We start from the raw sequence: 17,976 nt of genomic DNA on the forward strand, positions 1-17,976 counted from the left end.
ATATTGTGTTTTTTTTGCACTTGTTAAAACCCAATTATCTTATCATCCTTATCATAACTAATCATTTAAAGATGAAAAAACGTTTATTCTTGCCAAGAGCTACCCTACTCATGATGGTCTTTTTGGCAATTCAAAGCACTCTTTGGGCGCAGAGCCGCATCAGCGGAACTGTCACCAATGATAATGACAAGTCGGCTTTAGCAGGTGTCTCCGTAGTTGTAAAAGGAACTAACACGGGTACATCTACCGACGGAACTGGAAACTACTCTATCAATGCCCCTTCTGGATCCACATTGGTTTTTAGTTTTATAGGATATGGCACCAAGGAAGTGGCCGTCGGAAATCAGACTCGTATCGACATTGCTTTGGCCGAAACAAGCGAAGCCTTGCAGGAAGTAGTAGTAACGGCGCTAGGGATTAAAAAAGAATCTAAAAAGCTTGGATACGCTACCACTACTATCAATGCCGACGCTCTTACCGAAAACCGTACCCCCAATTTTATGAATACTTTGCAAGGAAAAATAGCAGGGGTCAATATTTCTGGTTTGGGAACAGGGCCGGCTGGTACTTCTAAAATCAGGATTCGGGGACAGTCTTCTATTTCGGGGCAAAACAATCCACTCATTGTAATCAATGGGGTGCCTATCGATAATACAAACTTCGGAACCAACCCCAACAACGCTGGCGCTGATAACTCAATCGCGGTGAGAGGTGGAGGAAATACGTCAGACGGGGGAGATGGTCTTTCAAGTATCAATCCTGATGACATTGAGAGTATGACAGTCTTGAAGGGCGCTACAGCGGCGGCTTTGTATGGTTCACGTGCCAAAGACGGGGTATTGATGATCACGACCAAGACCAAAGGTACAGGCCGTGGGATTGGAGTGACTTTCAACAGTAACTATACCAACGAGACTCCTTTGGATTTTACTGATTTTCAATATGAATATGGTCAAGGTGAAAACGGCGTCAGACCTACAACCGCCAATCCTACTTCTGGCCAATGGTCATTTGGAGAGAAGTTTCAGCCAGGCATGACCCAAGTATTATTTGACGGTGTTACGGTGCCGTATGAGCCTGTTTATAATCGTATTCGTAAGTTTTTTAGAAATGGCTCCAATTTTACCAACACCGTAAGTTTGTCATCTGCTAGTGACAAAGGGGGCTTCAATCTGTCGTTTTCTAATTTGGACAGTAAGGGTATTGTTTCAAACAATAGCTTCAATCGCAAAACTATCAACTTAGGTTTTGCCTATGATTTATCTAAAAAATTGAGCTTTTCGGGCAATGTCAACTACTCTAATGAGTATAACAAAAACCCACCAAACATCGCCAACCAAGACAACTCTATCCCTACCGCTATCTACAACATGGCCAACTCTATGCCGTTGGATTTGCTAGATGCTAAGAAATACGATGCGGCTGGAAATGAGTTTGTTTATTCAAGATTTAGAAACCGTACCAATCCTTATTGGGTATTGGCGGAGCAGTTTCAGAATATTCGCCGCGACCGTATCTTTGGTAACATTTCGGTCAAATACAATCTCTTACCTTGGTTGTTTGTGCAAGCTAGGGTGGGGCAAGACTACTGGTCTCGTGACCAAGATTTCAACAACTTCCCTACCGGCCACGCTTCTTTGGCGGCGGCACCTGCCGGTTTTGTCAACGGAACTTATACCCAAGAATCGCGCAGATTTAGAGAAACCAACGCCGACATCTTGATTTCAGGAACGCAAAAATTCGGTGATTTTGGTTTAGATTTCAATATCGGGGGCAATCAAATGTACCGCCGTTCGGATTTAAACAGTGTATTGGTACAAGACTTTGTGGTAAGAGGACTTTATACGGTCATGAATGGCCGGGTTAAAGATCCTATCTATGGTTTGTCAGAAAGAGCCGTAAACTCAGTGTATGGTTCGGCAGAGTTTTCGTATAAAAACTTCTTGTTTTTGAATGCCACTGCTCGTAATGACTGGTTTTCGACGCTCTCTCCTGAAAACAGAAGCATTCTATATCCTTCAGTATCGGGAAGTTTTGTGTTTTCGCAAGCATTTGATGCCATGCCTAGTTGGTTGAGCTTTGGTAAAATCCGTGCCGCTTATGCGCAAGTAGGTAGTGATACTGACGTTTCTCCTTATTCCAACAACTTGTTTTATGGTATCAATGCCAACCTTTTTGGCGGACAGCCCGTGGGTGGTTCGCAAGGAACAACGGTACCAAACGCTGGTTTGCGACCTATGCGTACCGAAGAAACAGAGCTGGGCTTGGAGTTGAAATTGTTTAACAACAGAGTATCACTTGATGCAGCAGTGTATAACAAAATCACGACTGACCAAATCGTTTCGGCCCAAATCTCCGACGCGTCGGGCTTTGTAACTACGCTGATCAACAGTGGTAAAAGCCAAAACCGTGGTTTTGAAATGTTACTGAATTTGGTGCCTGTCAAATCGACGGATTTTCAGTGGGATTTGACGTTCAATGCTTCTTATAACAAAACCAAAGTAATCAGTTTGATTACTGATACTCCTGGTGAAAGAATCACCGTCGGAACTCACGTGTTCAATGGTGAGCTACGCCAAGTAGTAGGCCAAGAAATGGGACAAATCTACGGATTTGGCTATCGCAGAGATGCACAAGGACGTAAAATCTACGGCGGTAACGGGATTCCACTACGTACTACCGACCTGATTTCTTTTGGCAGTGCTCTTCCTAAATGGATAGGTGGTATCAACAATGCATTTAATTATAAAGGCGCGAATCTATCGTTCTTGATTGATTTCAAACTAGGTAATAAAATGCTTTCAGGAACTAACTTCAACCTCGTACGTCATGGCCTTCATAAAATGACTTTACCGGGTCGCGACGCGGGCGGAATTGTAGGAGAAGGTGTAAACGAGCGTGGTGAGCCTAATACCGTGAAAGCCAATGTGCAACCTTACTGGGAAGTAGTACGCTCATTGGCCTTGGTGGAGCCCGTGATTTATGACGGAGGTTATTGGAAACTTCGTCAGATTACGGCAGGTTATGATTTTGGCAGATTCTTACCAGCTAAGTCGCCCGTTAAAGGTTTGAAATTGAGCTTTGTCGCCAACAATGTTTTGATGCTGAAAAAATGGGTTGACAACATTGACCCCGAGTCTTTTGGGTACTCTTCTGACAACCTCGTAGGGATGGAATCTACTGGTTTGCCTACCACTCGTAGTATGGGCTTTAACTTGAATGTCAAATTTTAGCGAATGAAAAAGAAACGAATGGTAAATGACTGACATTCTTAACAAGAAAAAACACATGAAAAAAATTCTTAAATATACATTAGTGGTCACGGCAATGCTCGGAATGGCGAGCTGTGACAAAGGGTTTGACGAGCTAAATGTCAACAAAACCGCAGCGACGGCAGTTGATCCAGCCTTTATTCTCAACAATGCCCTTATCAATGCTTCTTTTCCGGCGGGTATTGTGCAGTACGAAATGGGGGTTGTTCAGCAGATGGTATCCCCAAACTCGGGGGTTTTGTTGGGGGCCAATTTCAACCAAGACAACCGCGATGCTACTCAGCAAACTTGGCAACGCTATTATCGTAACGTAGTTAGAAATACCGCCGATGCTATTTTATTGGCCAAAGCTAATCCTGCGCGTACCAATTTGTTGAGCATGGCACGTATCACCCAAGCTTATGCTTTTATGGTACTAACAGATACCTACGGAGATGTTCCGTATTTGCAAGCGGGTAAAGGTTTTACGGACCAAATCGTACTTCCCAAATACGATACGCAGCAGGCTATCTACACAGATATTATCAAAGAACTCACCGAAGCATCGGCGGTATTGGACGCCTCCAAGACGATTGAAACCGCCGATGTACTTTATGCAGGTGACGTTGCTAAGTGGAAAAGACTGGGCTATTCGCTCTTGCTCAGAGCAGGGATGCGATTGAGTAAAGTAGATGCAGCGCAAGCTCAGTCTATTGTCCAAAGAGCGGTACAGGGTGGAGTGATGGCTTCTAATGCCGACAATGCCTCTATCAAACATGACCCTAACTATGTAAATGGACCCGGGCAGATGTTGAACTCAACCGAGGCAAACAACTTCTATTTAGCGGCACCTTTTGTGGATTATTTGAAGAAAACCAATGATCCCCGTCTTACAGCTATAGCGCTACGCTATGTAGGAGCGGCTTCTGGCTCAGAGCAAGTGGCTGCGCGCGGCTCCAAAGATCCTGCGCTACAAATTGGAATGCCTTTTGGGTACGACAACAACTCTATCGCTCCCGTAGCGGCAGCGGCTAAGTTGGCAAGTTTTTACGATTATTCTCAGTTGGACCGTACTCGTATGGGAAAAAATACCGCGCCTATGTTTTTGGTAACTTACGCCCAAACCCAACTTTTGCTAGCAGAAGCTGCTCAAAGAGGCTGGACTACTGGTGCAGTGGCCGATTTTTATAACAGAGGCGTAAGAGCTCACATGGAGCAGCTTGCTTCGTATGACGTAAACTCTACCGTGCCTACGGCTGCTATTGATACCTACCTTGCCGCAAATCCGTTGGTGGCTGCTACGGCTTTGGAGCAAATCAATACTCAATATTGGATTGCTTCTTTCTTGAATGGCCCTGAAGCTTTTGCTAATTTTAGAAGAACAGGTTTCCCTAAGCTGACTCCTAATCCCTTTCCAGGCAAAGGAATCAAGGGCGATTTCATTCGCCGCTTGACTTATCCTAACTCTGAGATTTCGGTCAACAGCACGAATGTAAAAGAAGCAATCAGTCGCCAAGGGGCTGATGATTTGGATACTAAAGTCTGGTGGGATAAGTAAATTTAGCTAGGAGTCAAAAGTATTGAGTATTGAACGTTACCTTTGTGTAAACATTCAGTACTCAATATCAAACACCAACCATACACACTAAAATGCAAATTGGATTCGTAGGCCTTGGTAAAATGGGCTACAATTTGGCACTTAACCTACATCGCCACGGTTATGAAGTAGTAGCATATGATGTTGCTACCGACAATATCAAAAATATTTCGCTCGAAGGCGTGTCTCCTGCTTATAGTTTGGAGGAGTTGTGTCAGCAGCTAGAAGGTCGAAAGGTCGTTTGGCTTATGGTACCCGCTGGCAAGCCCGTGGATGATTGTATAGAAGCTCTAATCCCTCATATGGAGCAGCATGATATTATCATTGATGGTGGAAACTCTAACTTCAACGATTCGGTGCGTCGTAGCAAATACCTCAAGTCTAAAGGCATTGACTATCTCGATTGCGGCACGAGCGGTGGCGTAGAAGGAGCGCTGTATGGAGCTTGTACGATGATTGGGGGTGAGGCAGAAGCATTTAACTACTGTGAGTCAGTATTTCGCGATATTTCGGTCGAAAACGGATATTTGTATGCTGGTGGGCCAGGTAGCGGGCATTTTGTAAAAATGGTACACAATGGCATAGAGTATGGCATGATGCAAGCCATCGCAGAAGGCTTCGAAGTAATGGAGAAGTCCTCTTACGGGCTTGATTTACAGCAAGTAGCGCGGGTGTTTAATCATGGGTCGGTTGTAAGGAGCTGGTTGATGGAACTAACCGAAAGTGCCTTTTCTAAAGACCCTAAACTAGAAGCGATTAAAGGCGTAATGCATTCGTCAGGCGAAGGCAAATGGACCCTCGAAACAGCCCTTGACATGGGCATTCCTACCCCTGTCATTGCCCTATCATTATTGATGCGTTATCGTTCTCAACAAGATGACACTTTTACGGGAAAAGTAGTGGCAGCTTTAAGAAATGAATTTGGAGGGCATGCGGTAGAGAAAGCGGTCTCCTAAATTGGTATACTATAGGTGTTGAAAACCCACAAATTTGTTTGTGGGTTTTTTTATTTGTAAATGCCTGAAAAAAAATAATTATTTTGAAGAAACCAAAAACTCAAATAAGTACTAAATTAGAAGGACAATAATACCATTTTTTTTGCTGCTTAAATGAGGCTAAATAATTGATATTCAGGTGATTGTTTCCTGAAAAATCAAAACTTTGAATAATTTGACTCTTTGAATAGTGTATAATTTTTACGATTATGCAGAATCAGAGTTTAAAGAAAAATTTATGAAATAGAATCATTTTTAAGTAATAAGTCGTAATTTTACCGAGGCTAGTTGCCATTTTTTATCAATATTTTATTTTTTCAATGAACACAGGAACAGTAAAGTTCTTCAATGAAACAAAAGGATTTGGTTTCATCGTAGACAGTAACACAGGCGAAGACATTTTTGTACACGTATCAGGTCTAGTTGATAATGTTCGCGAAGGTGACGTAGTTACATTCGAAACAGCTCAAGGCAAAAAAGGCTTGAATGCAACCAAAGTGAAACGCGCGTAACGAGCAAACAACTCGAAAGACATTTCACGTCGACGTAAGGCATATATTTTGTGTCAAAAGTGACGGTGTAAAACAAGGGCAAACGATTCAAATCGTTTGCCCTTTGCTTTGTTTGACATTCTGTAAATACCTTGAAGGCATTATTGGTGTTCAAAACTACTGCTCAAAAGCTGAAGTTTTCCATGAGGTGCCATTCTGTTCTAAAAGCCATACTTGAACATCTTTTAGTTTTTTTACCACTTTAGCGCCTTCTATTACACCAAGTACACTGAAAGCAGTCGCTAAGGCGTCGGCATCAGTACCATTGGGAGCAATCACGGTGGTGCGGGTATGATTGACCAAACCTATGCCAGTTTTAGGGTCTACGATGTGTGAATATCTAATGCCATTATGCTCAAGATAACGATAAGTTTGGCCCGAAGTGGCAATGCCGCAGTTGTGTAAAAACATGACTTTTCGATAGGTTGTATCAGTACCACCAGTATTTATTTCGATACTCCATCCTTCTTTATGGGGCGGGGCATCGCCGATGGTTAGGTCTCCTCCTGCATCTAAGAAGGCTTGGGTGATGCCATAGTGGCGCAATATCAAAAGAGCCCGATCGGCAGCGTAGCCTTTTCCAATACCCCCAAAATCAAGCCTCATCCCTTTTTGTTTCAATAATATCTCTTTAGAATGTGGCCTTAATTTTACCTTTTGATAACCTACGAGTTTTTGGGTGGTCTTTATTTCGGCTGAATCAGGAAATAAACTCCGTCTTATCGCTCTTCTCCAAAGCTGAATCACCGGGCCTATGGTGGCATCAAAGGCACCGTTGGTTTGTTTACTCACTCGAAGGGATTGTTGGACTACTTCAAAAAGGATAGTACTTGCTTTAAACCATTGGTTAGTGCCAGCAGTTGCCGACAATCGATTGGCCTCACTACCATCTAGGTAATCGCTTAAAATAGTATTGAGATAGTCTATTTGTTTAAAAACACTATCGGCTGCGATTTGGGCAATTGAATCGCTAGGAGCATAAAAGATGAGATTAAACTTAGAGCCCATCGCTGTTTTACTGTAGGTATAGCGCGATTGGGCATGTAGCAAAAAAGGAAATAATACTAAACAAAAAAAAAGACTTCTGCTCTTTGTACCATTAATTAAATACATAGTTGTTTGAAATGAAATTAATATTTATTCTTTGAAGGCGCAATTTGAAGGAATTTTAGGTGTCTTTCTGCGTTTTTTTGCAAATTAACAATAACTTTTATTTGTAAAATGAACCTTTTTGCACGGTTTTTGGTAGAAAAGGTATAAAACCCGTCCCATGATTTCCTTGTATTCTGTTTCTGCGGTAGGTTGTTGTTGCTGTTGCCTTGTTGTGTAAGGGTGATAGGTATTTTTATGTATTTCTAATTGAAAATCCAGCTGCCCTTTCCTGTCGGAAGGGCTTATTTTTTATCAATCCATTGAGTGCCATGACATTGACCAAACAAGACAAAACAGCTGCTTTTTTTGAGCGACTTTCTAGCCAAAATGCTCAATATCAGTATTTTTTGCCTTCGCGTGCAAACGTAGGCAAGTTTGTAGAAGAAATGATGGGATTTTTGTTCCCAATCTCGCAAGATTGTGGACATTTGTCTCGCAATGTAGCAGATGCTTACCTGCATCTTCAAAATCGTTTGGTTTGTTTGTTGGAGCCATTAGAAAAAAAACTACCACATGACAAGAACGAAACGGCGGCTCAATTTTTAGCGCAAATACCCTCTATCTACGAAAACTTGCTTCTTGATGCACAGGCTATTACGGACAATGACCCTGCTTCGGTAGGAATAGAAGAAGTGATTGCGGTATATCCAGGTTTCTACGCAATTGCCGTTTATCGGATGGCGCATGCACTTGTAGATTTGGAGATACCTTTGCTACCACGCATGCTTACCGAGTATGCTCATGGTTTAACAGGTATTGATATTCACCCTAAAGCCAATATAGGTAAGTCATTTTTTATTGATCATGGCACAGGGGTGGTGATTGGGGAAACCACCGATATCGGCTGTAATGTCAAAATCTACCAAGGAGTGACTTTGGGAGCTTTGAGTGTCTCTAAGTCGCTGGCCGAAACCAAACGCCACCCTACCATCGAAGACAATGTGGTGATTTATGCCAATGCGACGATTTTAGGCGGAAAGACGGTGATAGGTAGCAATTCCATTATTGGAGGTAATGCTTGGCTAACTGCGAGTGTACCGCCTTTTTCGCAGGTGTATCATAAAAGTGATGTTAAGATAAGACATACCTCCAATTAGCGGCAAGCCATGCAATGTGTAGTAGGCATGGCTTATTAGCGATAAAGACTAAGGTTTATTAAACATCAGTAAACCTCAAAATTTTAGCTTTTCTTCCATGATGTCGAGCTGATGAAGGTGCTTTTTGATGATTTCTTCGTCAAATCGGTCGTCCATTTTGTTGGTTTTGAGGAGCCATTCTCTTTGGAGATTCAAAATTTCTAGGTGCAATACTTTGGTTTTAGAAGTAAGCTCTTGAATATCTTCTGATTGATTTTTTGCTTCCCATTGCTGAAATACACTCTTCCATATTGACGGCTGACTACCTGAGTCTCGGTATTTGGTTTTGATGTGATTGAGTGCATTTCCTGCTAATTCTCTTTGAATGATTCCATGAGCTTCTTCTTCCTCTATATAATCGTTGAAGTTGGGAAGTCCTATTTTTTTGATGAGGGTAGGTAGGGTTAGACCTTGTAAAAGCAAAGTAGTAAGAATAACCACAAAAGTGATAAACAAAATAAGGTTACGTTGGGGAAAAGGACTGCCATTGTCTAGCTGTACAGGGATAGACAAGGCCGCCGCGAGCGATACTACCCCACGCATCCCTGTCCAGCTCATAAGTATGGGAGCTTTGAAGCCAGGATTACGGTCGGCCACTTGAATAAATCTTCCCATAAACATACTCGTAAATACCGCCCCAAAAGAGGAAAGAAACCTAACAACAATAAGAACAGCCGTAATGAGCAGGCCATATCCTATGGCCGACGAAAACGCGATGCCTTCTTGTTTGAGGCCTTCGGTGATTTCGGGCAAATCTAGCCCAATCATTAAAAATACCAAGCCATTTAAAAGAAATACGAGGCTTTCCCAGACATTGTAGCCGCGTAGGCGTGCCGAACTACTCAGAAACTCATACCTCCTTACCGACAAAAACAGTCCTCCACTTACGACTGAAAGTACCCCCGAACTATGAACATCTTCGGCAGCAATGTACATAATGTAAGGAGTAACAAGGGTAATGATAATATCAATATTGGCATTGGTGGGCAAGAGTTGGTGCATTTTCATGATTATCCAGCCTAACGCTAGTCCGATACCTACACCGCCCGCCACCATCCACAAAAAACTCAAAGTTGCTTGTTGTAAGTCAAATTGCCCAGTAGCTACGGCAATCAGTGCAAAACGAAAGATAATCAGCGACGAAGCATCATTGAGTAAGCTTTCTCCCTCTAAAATAGAAGACATACGTCTTGGCACTTTTACAAATTTCAGAATCGCACTTGCACTTACGGCATCAGGTGGAGAAATTATACCACCCAACAAAAAACCTAAGGCTAGCGTAAATCCTGGAATGAAAGAATTGGCAACTATCGCCACACAGAGTGCCGTGAAAAACACTACTAAAAAAGCAAAGCTGCAAATGATGCGTCTCCATCGCCAAAGTTCTTTCCACGAAATAGCCCAGGCCGCTTCGTAGAGTAAAGGCGGTAAAAATATGATAAAAATAAGCTCAGGCTCAATGTGTAAGACAGGAATGCCGGGAATAAAACTGATCAATAAACCTGCTACAACCAATAAAACAGGATACGCTACTTTGATTTTTTCGGCCAACATAATGAGCAGTACAATGGCCACAATCATTGTAAGCAAGTAGGGGAAATTTTCAATCATGGTTTTTTTGAGGGTTCAATCTAGTTTTAGAAAGAAGAAAGGATTCACGCAATACAAATCACTAAAATCTAAAACAAAGTATTTTGGATGATAAACAAATATAAATAAAAAGAGCTGACGTACAAATAAGCACATCAGCCCGATTTTGGCAAAACATATTTTTGTCTATTTCTTATCCCGGAATTTGCTCTACCAATATCGCATTACCTGTACAGTCAAAGTAAGTGCAGGTCATTTTATCGATACAAACGGCCCATTTTTCGATGCCTGTTTGGGCGCACATTTCCACAAATGTCATGTAGTCAGTTTTGCCTTGTTGGTGCTCTTTGAGTTGCATTTGAAACGATTCTTGATGGGTTTGAGAAGCTACCGTAAGCGGCTCGTATTTTGGATAAGTAGAGGTTTGATAGTCGTTTATGCCCCAATAGGTAGTATGACCATCAGATACATACGTCTCATAAAAAGTGACGCCCAATGCCTTGATTTCTTGAATATAAGCCGGAAAATCGGCACCTGATTTTACTTTACTGTGGGCTTCTTTGATTTGGTCTATGCTAAACATTGTTTGTAGATTTTGTTTTTACGGTTACAAAGTTCGCAAGAGACGAAGATGCGGAATTGTAAAAAATCGTTTTTCTACAAGAAGCGTTTAAAATGCTCGGGCGTATCGCCCGTGTATTGTCTAAAATCTTTGATAAAGTGCGCTTGGTCAAAGAAATTGTTTTCATAACAAATCTCAGTCAAAGACTTAACTTGACCAAGCTGGTCTAAAACGGTATTGAAGCGCACAATAGACGCAAATTTTTTGGGAGAAGTCCCTACTATCTTTCTAAACCGTTTTTCAAAAGGACTTTGACTAATGGCCAATTTTTCGTTGAGTTCTTTGATTTTAATGGTGCCTTTGGATTGATAAATCATCCTCACTGCTTCTATTATCAGCTTATCGATTTGTATGTCTTTGAGTTGAGTCAATAAAAACTGCTCGATTATCTCAATTCTTTTTTGGTCTGAATGTACATCAGACAGTCTTTCTTCGGTTTCGTTTACTTTGTTTTTGTCGAAGATATAATCAAGCGAAACACTCTGGTTAAACAACTCATGCGCTGGATGAGCCGCAAAATGAGTAAATCCAATTTCGGTAAAATACACTAAAATAGTGCCGATATGAGGAGCATTTTTAAATAATTTATAACTATCGGTGATACCCGTGACGCCCGCCGAGGCCAATGGGTGCTCTACTTCATTATGAATCGTAAATAATTGTCCTCGATACTGAAATCCTACCACAAGCCCCGAAGAAGGAAATACTTTGTATTCGGATTCCGTCTGATTTTCCGAAATTATGAAGTACTTCACAAAGGGCTTTAATGTATCGATTGGAATGATTTTCTCGAATCTCATGACGATGCTTTTAAAATTACTTGTAAACGGACAGCGGGGTGACGGTATATCCGAGTTTGCGGAGTTGTTGAATCAAGCCTTGTTGATAACACAAATGTCTGAAACCTACCGCCACAAAGCAATTATTGGCTACCAATGCTTTGCTGAGTATTTGTAGCCATTTGGTATTTCGTTCAATTAATAAGGGCGCAGAGATCGTGTTGGTAGAAATATCTTTATCTAATTCGTAATCAATCTCAAGCTTTTTATAGGTATGGATGAAGGTGCAGCCTGAGAGGTCATTGTGGAGCATATTTTTCATGAAATCAATACAATAAGAAGCGTATACGGAGTCTTGAGAATGACTAAAGTTTTGGGAGGCGTGGTTGAGTAATGCCTGTTGTGGGCTGTCTAACGAATACGTTTTTTTGTGTAGATTGAGCGCCGATTTTTCGATATAATGATCCATTAATTCCGTAAAAGGAGTTTCGGTCTCACAAAAGTTGGTCAAGTACAGCCTTGACGTGGTGATGGTAAGAAGCAATGGACTGAGCGTATAATAAGCACTATCATCGGCTTTTTTGATAAAATCCTTGAATATCTTTTCTTGTTTATCATCCAAAATAGCACGCCATTTCTCCGCATTCCACGGATTTTGTGTATGCTGTGAGGCATTGGTAGCTACCGCCGCTTTCTCCTCTACATATACAATATCCGATTGTTGGAGCTTGCTTACAGCATTGGAGAGGGATTGAAAAAAAGAAGGGCTTACTTCATGAAAAGTACCAAACAAAAAAGAGGTATGTGGACTTCCTGATTTGGTGACTTGCCAAAGGAGTGTTTTGGGGGTATTTTGGCCGTGAAGAGCGATTGCTGCCCACAGGTAGATACCCATCAAGATAACTTTTTTCATGTGTGGAATAAATACTAAAAGTATTGTCTGTATTTTCTAACTGTCAAAATGTAAGCTGATTATTAGTTGCTTATGGCATTTTCAAATTCTTTAATTCATACCTTCTAGTTAGACTCAAACGGAAATTTACAAACGCTTTAAAAAACAATTTTCTCCTCTTTGCCCTCCAACCACGTATTGCGTACCGCGCCCGTTCCGTTGAAGCGGTATTGAACGCCGATGATGTCTGTAGGCGCATTCTCAATTTTGGCGGTATAGGCCACTTTATTATTGACAAACAGTTTCATTAGCCCTTGTTTACATTCAATTCTGAGCTTGGTCCAGTCGCTGGGCGTACAGCCAAAACCGCTCAAATCAGCCTTTTTGCTTTCTACATAGTACCCAAAAGCAGCCAATGAAATATCACCAACGCAACCAACGCTCGTAAGGGGTATGATCATAATGTCGTTTTTTGCTTGCAGCAACACCGTTATCTTTTGACAAGCATTACTTCCTTCAGGAGGGCCGCTTTTGAGTTCGGTTTCAAAGGTAAAATTATCCGTCATTATACCCTTAATGTCTTTTTGATTGAATATCCGAACCTTGGGAGGTGTTGGGTGAAGCGGGACATTATACTTTCCCAGCAGTTCTTTGTTGACCTCAACGACGGGCGTTTTTACGATGTCAGATTGTTTAAAATACAAAGGTTCTACGCCCCAATCGGCCTCAACGACGCCAAGCCAGCCGTCGGTTTTGATTTGAATGTCGTGTTCTTTGATGATTTCTTTTCCGATCATCAATTTTGCTCTAAAATAGCCTGGATAATAGTAAATAGACGAATGATGTTTGTGGTTTTTGTTGACCCATACTTTGCGCCGCACGTCCCACGATTGAGAAATAAAAATAGAATCTTGAGGGTTAGCATTGGAAGCATCAAAATCAAAAATCACCGAATTGGGCAATCCTTCCGTAAGTATGGTTTTAGACGAAAAGCTAAAATCGTCAGGGTTGTATTTAGGTTTGCTCGAAAGAAAATAGAAACCAAAAATGCTTAACGAAACAACGACCAATGCCACTAACGCCCACCGTTGACGATTCCAAAAACTTGGTTTTTGAGAAGGCAAAGTCGGTGTCGAAACGGGTGGTATTGCTATAACTTTTGAGGGCGAAGCCTCGTCGGTATTTTCGGTGTTTTTGACCAAAAAATCGCGCCAATCTTCGTAGTCCAGAAACTGTGCAAGGGCGTTGAGGGTAGTCATGGAAGGCTCGCTTTTGTAGCTTACTTTTCCAAAAATTCGTTTCAAGGTCGATACGCTCAACGATACGCCTGTTTTTTCAACAATCTGCTCACTGAGTTTTTCAAAATCATAGTTGTTCCAAATACTGCTTTCGCCCCATTGAAGGCATGCTTCGATTTGGGATTTGAGCTTAAGCATCGGGGGGTGAATGGCTGTTGCGTTCATAAGTAGCAAAAATAAGTCAAAACGGCAATGAAATGAACTTGAACCTAACTTGACACAAGTTTGAACCTTCTTTTATGGCCTCAATCGCAGACTTTTGGAAGTCTTTTTGGCTATCGTGCCCACATCAGAAACTCTGCTTAAAATTTATTCAAAACTAAACAGCTATAGTTACATGAAAAAATTACTTTCATTTATGTTAATGATTGTGTCACTTCAAGGAGTTACACAAAAAAACAAGAATGTTTCTTCTTTAAAAATAACGGATAATTCGAATCTACTGATACCCGAACGCTGGGATTTTCAGGAAGGGAAAGTCACATTTATGGATTATAAGGGTAAAAAGTCCATGAAAATAGGCTCTAGGTCAGGGCAGGTGGTGTTGAAAGACGTGGTTTTCAAGGATGGCACGATTGAATTTGACGTAGAACCGCACCCTGCCGAGTTTGCATCGTCGGTTTATTTTCACCGAAAAGATGCCAAAGAACAAGAAATTGTTTATCTACGTGTACCCCGAATCGGGAGTAAACTAGCCAATCAAGGCATTCAATACGCGCCCTATTTTGATGGAGTCAACATGTGGGATATTTACCCACAATACCAAGCTCCTGCCATGGCAAAGGCGAGTGAATGGAATCACATGAAGTTGGTGATTTCGGGTAAACAAATGAAGGTGTATGTGAACGATATGGTCAATACGGTATTAGAAATTCCGAAATTAGAAGGGACAATCGCTGAAGGTAGCGTCGCTTTTGAGGGAGAAGGTTACATTACAAACTTACAAATTAAGCCCAATGAAACGGAAGGGTTGGCGAGTTATGAAGGCACCGATATGACCAAGCATGATGGGCAATACCTCCGTAAATGGGCCATTACTTCCCCCATTTTATTTCCAAAAGGTACCGAGACGTTTGCCGAAAACTTGCCTGACGCGGAGGCATTTTCTGAAAGTATCGACGCCGAAACAGCGGGTCTGGTCAACCTAACTCGTCGTTTCGGAGCCACGCCTCAGCGAAAACTCGTTTGGCTCAAAACGACGCTCACTGCTTCTGAACCCACTTTTACCAACTTGCAGATAGGCTTCAACGACGAAATTTGGGTGTATCTCAACAATGAAATGGTTTTGGTAGATAAAAACTTGTTCCAACAAGTAGGAATGCGGAAAAAACCAGGGGGAAGGCTTTCTATTGATAATACGGTCGCTAAACTCCATTTGAAAAAAGGTGAAAACGAGCTGCTTATTGCAGTAGCTAACGATTTTTATGGCTGGGGACTGATGGCTCGAATTGAAAATGCCGAAAAAATTGAACGCACCGATGAGGTTTCAAGCATCCTTAATTTAGCGGAAGAGATTAAAAATACACCCCTTGAACCCTACGTAGGGGTATATGCCCAGCCCGCAAGCGATTATAAGTTGACGATTGTACAGAAAGAGGGAAAACTTGTGGCAAAGATGGTAAATTCAGATACAGAATTTAAGATGAAATACATTGGTAATCATACTTTTTCTATTCCTCAGGTTTTTGCCACGATACAGTTTAGACCAACCGAAAATAAATTAAACCTGAAACAAGGCGTGGATGTGAAGGAGTTTGTGAAGCAGTAACGAGAGTTGTAGACTTTCCAAGTTTTGGGTTCTTGTGAGTATAAACTTGGAAAGTTTACTGAAAAAAACACGGGGATAGCAAAACTAATAAACCTAAGAATTATGAAATGCTTTTGTAATGTATTCTACTTCCTAATAGGATTATCTTCTTTGACAAGTTGGTCGCAACAGTCAACCACAGCCTCAAAGCCTAGCTATATTGTTTACAATCGGACTATTGAGCAGATTTTTGAAAACGAAAAGAAAATCGTGCGATTGAGTGAAGGCGCAGGTGCTGGGGTGGCTTGGGTCGAGGGATTGGAGTTTTCTGAGGGAGAAATAGAGTTTGAGGCCAAAGGCAGAGATGTTTTACAAAAAAGTTTCATTGGAATTGCCTTTCACGGGGTAGATAATGAAACGTATGAGACGGTTTATTTTCGCTCTTTCAATTTTCAATCTACCGATTCTGTACGTAAAATACACGCCGTTCAATACGTATTTGAACCCAAATACGGCTTTCAACAACTAAGAAATACCCGAAAAGATGAATTTGAGTCAGCTATCAAGCCCTCGACAATTCAGGCTACAGATTGGTTTCGTGTAAAAGTAGTAGTAAGGGCAAATAAAATTACCGTATTTGTTAATAACTTTAATGAACCGTGTTTGGAGATTCCCTCGCTCAACCTTTCGCCAATTGGCAAAAAAATTGGATTTTGGGTGGGAAATAATTCAAATGGCGATTTTGCGAATCTTAAAATAAAACGAGATTAGGGTGAGGTTATCCCATTACTCAAAACTGATTCCAATGAGAATACTACTTGCTTTGTCTTTTCTTTCACTCTCATTGTTTGGACAAGAGAAGTTGGTGACTGTCAACGGTACCAAGTTTAATGTGTTTGTAAAAGAGTTAGAAAATAGAAAAGAAAATACGCCAATCATCATCTTTGAAAATGGCATGGGCGTTGATTTGGGGAACTGGAAAAAGATTGCCGAGCAAGTTGCAGCTTTTGCTCCTGTGATGACTTATGACCGGGCGGGAATAGGGAAGTCTGAAAAAGTTTACAAAATGCCCACGCCAAAATTAGTAGCTGAAAATCTGCATGAACTCCTTACTAAACTTCAAATAGCGCCTCCATACGTTTTAGTCGGTCATTCCTTAGGTGGTGTTTACAGCAGGGGATACGCGGGCTTTTATCCCAATGAAGTGGCTGGTTTGGTTTTTATTGACCCTGCTGACTTTACAGAAACTAAAAATGACTGGAACAATATTTTTAGAAAGATGGGAGTTCCAGAAAAAAAGATAGATGAGATGTTACAAAATCGTCTTTACCAACCAAGGCCCAAAGTAGATTCTTTGCATTATGGCCCGTGGAGTGAAAGACAAGTTTTGAATGATTTGAGGAAAACAGATTTTGCTGAAATCGCTTCTTTGCCGTTACCCAACGTGCCGATTTACTTTTTTGTGGGTGGTAAATTTGAAGTGCCTATTGAACAAAGAAGCAAAGACTATGACCATGAAACCTTCTTTCATATAAAAAATAATTCTAACATGGAGCGTTGGAAAAAGTTGATTTATTCATCAACCAAAGGGGGAACACTCATTTATCTCACCAATGCAGGACATTATATCCATTGGAATGAGCCTAAATCGGTGGTTAACAACCTCAAAATTTTGATTGAAAGCCTAGAAGAATAAGACTTACCAAGTTTTGGGTACTTGTGAGAATAAACTTGGAAAGTCAGTTTGAGAAATTTGGTTAGCCTTTCCAAGTTTTGGGTACTTGTGAGAATAAACTTGGAAAGGCTATCACAATCTATTTTTTGTCGGTCACTGTTCGGTTGGGGTCGATGGTTTTATCTTTTTCTTGCGAGCCGTTGAGGACGTGAATTATATAATCCGAATCTTTGAAATCATGGCCGATGAGTTCTTTTAAGTTTACTTCAAGGGTATGTTCGTGCAAGCTAGCATCGCAAACTAAATCTTTGGGTCTGTTATAGGCTATTAAAAGGTTGATTTGCATTGGAAATGACTCCATGACGGCACCATCCCACACTACTTTATAATGTTCTTTGTCACAATCTCCCAAAATCTTAATGGTGAGGATTCCGTTTTCGCGCTTTATTTCTTTCAGCTCAAAATAGGAAGTCTGAGTGGCAGAGGTGCGTGCCTTCATGTAGGAGTCGAAAAGCGTTTTGTCTTTAAGAATCTGTTGATTTTCAGGGTCTGTAATGACTTCTTTGTCTTTTGAGCAGGATATAAAGAAGTGGGCTAAAACGAAACTGACAATCACGAAAATGAGACGAGTTTTCATAATATGTATGGCTTTAATAAATGTTTTTTTGTGAAGACACATTTAAGGGAGGAT

At 41.2% G+C, this 17,976-nt stretch carries 15 protein-coding genes; 8 read left to right on the plus strand and 7 right to left on the minus strand.

Annotated features, from left to right (window positions below):
• The first annotated feature begins 71 nt into the window (after positions 1 to 71).
• The 4 genes from G563_RS0114655 to G563_RS0114670 all read left to right on the plus strand — a co-directional run bounded on the left by G563_RS0114655 (position 72) and on the right by G563_RS0114670 (position 6,355).
• Positions 72 to 3,233: a SusC/RagA family TonB-linked outer membrane protein gene (locus tag G563_RS0114655; protein WP_028665979.1), complete on the plus strand. Its 3,162-nt coding sequence runs from the start codon at positions 72 to 74 to the stop codon at positions 3,231 to 3,233.
• Positions 3,234 to 3,288: 55 nt separating this feature from the next.
• Entirely contained in the window at positions 3,289 to 4,809 is a 1,521-nt protein-coding gene (locus G563_RS0114660; RefSeq protein ID WP_028665980.1) for a SusD/RagB family nutrient-binding outer membrane lipoprotein, read from the plus strand.
• 92 nt (positions 4,810 to 4,901) lie between these two features.
• On the plus strand, positions 4,902 to 5,804 hold the full coding sequence (gnd, locus tag G563_RS0114665; protein WP_028665981.1) for a phosphogluconate dehydrogenase (NAD(+)-dependent, decarboxylating): 903 nt from the start codon (positions 4,902 to 4,904) through the stop codon (positions 5,802 to 5,804).
• 359 nt (positions 5,805 to 6,163) lie between these two features.
• Positions 6,164 to 6,355, plus strand: coding sequence for a cold-shock protein (locus tag G563_RS0114670; protein ID WP_028665982.1), 192 nt, complete (start codon positions 6,164 to 6,166; stop codon positions 6,353 to 6,355).
• A 156-nt stretch (positions 6,356 to 6,511) separates the two neighbouring features.
• Here the strand turns inward: G563_RS0114670 and G563_RS34790 are convergent, their stop codons facing one another.
• Positions 6,512 to 7,402, minus strand: a complete 891-nt coding sequence (locus tag G563_RS34790; RefSeq protein ID WP_037326975.1) for an FAD:protein FMN transferase — start codon at positions 7,400 to 7,402, stop codon at positions 6,512 to 6,514.
• 413 nt (positions 7,403 to 7,815) lie between these two features.
• Here G563_RS34790 and epsC point away from each other — a divergent pair, with 413 nt between their 5' ends.
• Entirely contained in the window at positions 7,816 to 8,643 is an 828-nt protein-coding gene (gene epsC / locus G563_RS0114680; RefSeq protein WP_028665983.1) for a serine O-acetyltransferase EpsC, read from the plus strand.
• Between the two features lie 75 nt (positions 8,644 to 8,718).
• Here the strand turns inward: epsC and G563_RS0114685 are convergent, their stop codons facing one another.
• From G563_RS0114685 to G563_RS0114705, 5 genes are all read right to left on the minus strand, one after another.
• Positions 8,719 to 10,293, minus strand: coding sequence for a Na+/H+ antiporter (locus G563_RS0114685; RefSeq protein WP_028665984.1), 1,575 nt, complete (start codon positions 10,291 to 10,293; stop codon positions 8,719 to 8,721).
• Positions 10,294 to 10,465: 172 nt separating this feature from the next.
• Positions 10,466 to 10,855, minus strand: a complete 390-nt coding sequence (locus G563_RS0114690; protein WP_028665985.1) for a DUF1398 domain-containing protein — start codon at positions 10,853 to 10,855, stop codon at positions 10,466 to 10,468.
• Positions 10,856 to 10,929: 74 nt separating this feature from the next.
• Positions 10,930 to 11,694, minus strand: coding sequence for an AraC family transcriptional regulator (locus G563_RS0114695; protein WP_028665986.1), 765 nt, complete (start codon positions 11,692 to 11,694; stop codon positions 10,930 to 10,932).
• A gap of 16 nt (positions 11,695 to 11,710) precedes the next feature.
• Positions 11,711 to 12,586, minus strand: coding sequence for a TraB/GumN family protein (locus tag G563_RS0114700; protein ID WP_028665987.1), 876 nt, complete (start codon positions 12,584 to 12,586; stop codon positions 11,711 to 11,713).
• A gap of 137 nt (positions 12,587 to 12,723) precedes the next feature.
• The gene (locus G563_RS0114705) at positions 12,724 to 14,001 is read right to left on the minus strand and encodes a hypothetical protein (RefSeq protein WP_051210990.1); all 1,278 of its coding nucleotides are present in this window, start codon (positions 13,999 to 14,001) and stop codon (positions 12,724 to 12,726) included.
• Between the two features lie 199 nt (positions 14,002 to 14,200).
• On the opposite strand from G563_RS0114705, the gene G563_RS0114710 reads away from it, so the two are divergent.
• The 3 genes from G563_RS0114710 (at position 14,201) to G563_RS37020 (ending at position 17,306) form a co-directional block, all read left to right on the plus strand.
• The gene (locus G563_RS0114710) at positions 14,201 to 15,631 is read left to right on the plus strand and encodes a 3-keto-alpha-glucoside-1,2-lyase-like domain-containing protein (protein ID WP_028665989.1); all 1,431 of its coding nucleotides are present in this window, start codon (positions 14,201 to 14,203) and stop codon (positions 15,629 to 15,631) included.
• 102 nt (positions 15,632 to 15,733) lie between these two features.
• Positions 15,734 to 16,381, plus strand: coding sequence for a family 16 glycoside hydrolase (locus G563_RS34795; RefSeq protein WP_157585342.1), 648 nt, complete (start codon positions 15,734 to 15,736; stop codon positions 16,379 to 16,381).
• Between the two features lie 121 nt (positions 16,382 to 16,502).
• On the plus strand, positions 16,503 to 17,306 hold the full coding sequence (locus G563_RS37020) for an alpha/beta fold hydrolase (protein WP_169579763.1): 804 nt from the start codon (positions 16,503 to 16,505) through the stop codon (positions 17,304 to 17,306).
• Between the two features lie 118 nt (positions 17,307 to 17,424).
• Here G563_RS37020 and G563_RS0114725 read toward each other — a convergent pair whose 3' ends face one another.
• Positions 17,425 to 17,922 (minus strand): hypothetical protein, encoded by a 498-nt coding sequence (locus G563_RS0114725; RefSeq protein WP_157585344.1) that lies wholly within the window; start codon positions 17,920 to 17,922, stop codon positions 17,425 to 17,427.
• Positions 17,923 to 17,976 lie beyond the last annotated feature (54 nt).

The organism is Runella zeae DSM 19591 (assembly GCF_000423565.1).
Lineage (GTDB): Bacteria > Bacteroidota > Bacteroidia > Cytophagales > Spirosomataceae > Runella > Runella zeae.

Coding starts and splice junctions, on each gene's coding strand:
- G563_RS0114685 (WP_028665984.1), bottom strand. CDS start 10,293: ATGATTGAAAATTTCCCCTACTTGCTTACAATGATTGTGGCCATTGTA.
- G563_RS34790 (WP_037326975.1), bottom strand. CDS start 7,402: ATGGGCTCTAAGTTTAATCTCATCTTTTATGCTCCTAGCGATTCAATT.
- G563_RS0114660 (WP_028665980.1), top strand. CDS start 3,289: ATGAAAAAAATTCTTAAATATACATTAGTGGTCACGGCAATGCTCGGA.
- G563_RS0114690 (WP_028665985.1), bottom strand. CDS start 10,855: ATGTTTAGCATAGACCAAATCAAAGAAGCCCACAGTAAAGTAAAATCA.
- epsC (WP_028665983.1), top strand. CDS start 7,816: ATGACATTGACCAAACAAGACAAAACAGCTGCTTTTTTTGAGCGACTT.
- G563_RS0114710 (WP_028665989.1), top strand. CDS start 14,201: ATGAAAAAATTACTTTCATTTATGTTAATGATTGTGTCACTTCAAGGA.
- G563_RS0114725 (WP_157585344.1), bottom strand. CDS start 17,922: ATGAAAACTCGTCTCATTTTCGTGATTGTCAGTTTCGTTTTAGCCCAC.
- G563_RS34795 (WP_157585342.1), top strand. CDS start 15,734: ATGAAATGCTTTTGTAATGTATTCTACTTCCTAATAGGATTATCTTCT.
- G563_RS0114700 (WP_028665987.1), bottom strand. CDS start 12,586: ATGAAAAAAGTTATCTTGATGGGTATCTACCTGTGGGCAGCAATCGCT.
- G563_RS0114655 (WP_028665979.1), top strand. CDS start 72: ATGAAAAAACGTTTATTCTTGCCAAGAGCTACCCTACTCATGATGGTC.
- gnd (WP_028665981.1), top strand. CDS start 4,902: ATGCAAATTGGATTCGTAGGCCTTGGTAAAATGGGCTACAATTTGGCA.
- G563_RS0114670 (WP_028665982.1), top strand. CDS start 6,164: ATGAACACAGGAACAGTAAAGTTCTTCAATGAAACAAAAGGATTTGGT.
- G563_RS0114695 (WP_028665986.1), bottom strand. CDS start 11,694: ATGAGATTCGAGAAAATCATTCCAATCGATACATTAAAGCCCTTTGTG.
- G563_RS0114705 (WP_051210990.1), bottom strand. CDS start 14,001: ATGCTTAAGCTCAAATCCCAAATCGAAGCATGCCTTCAATGGGGCGAA.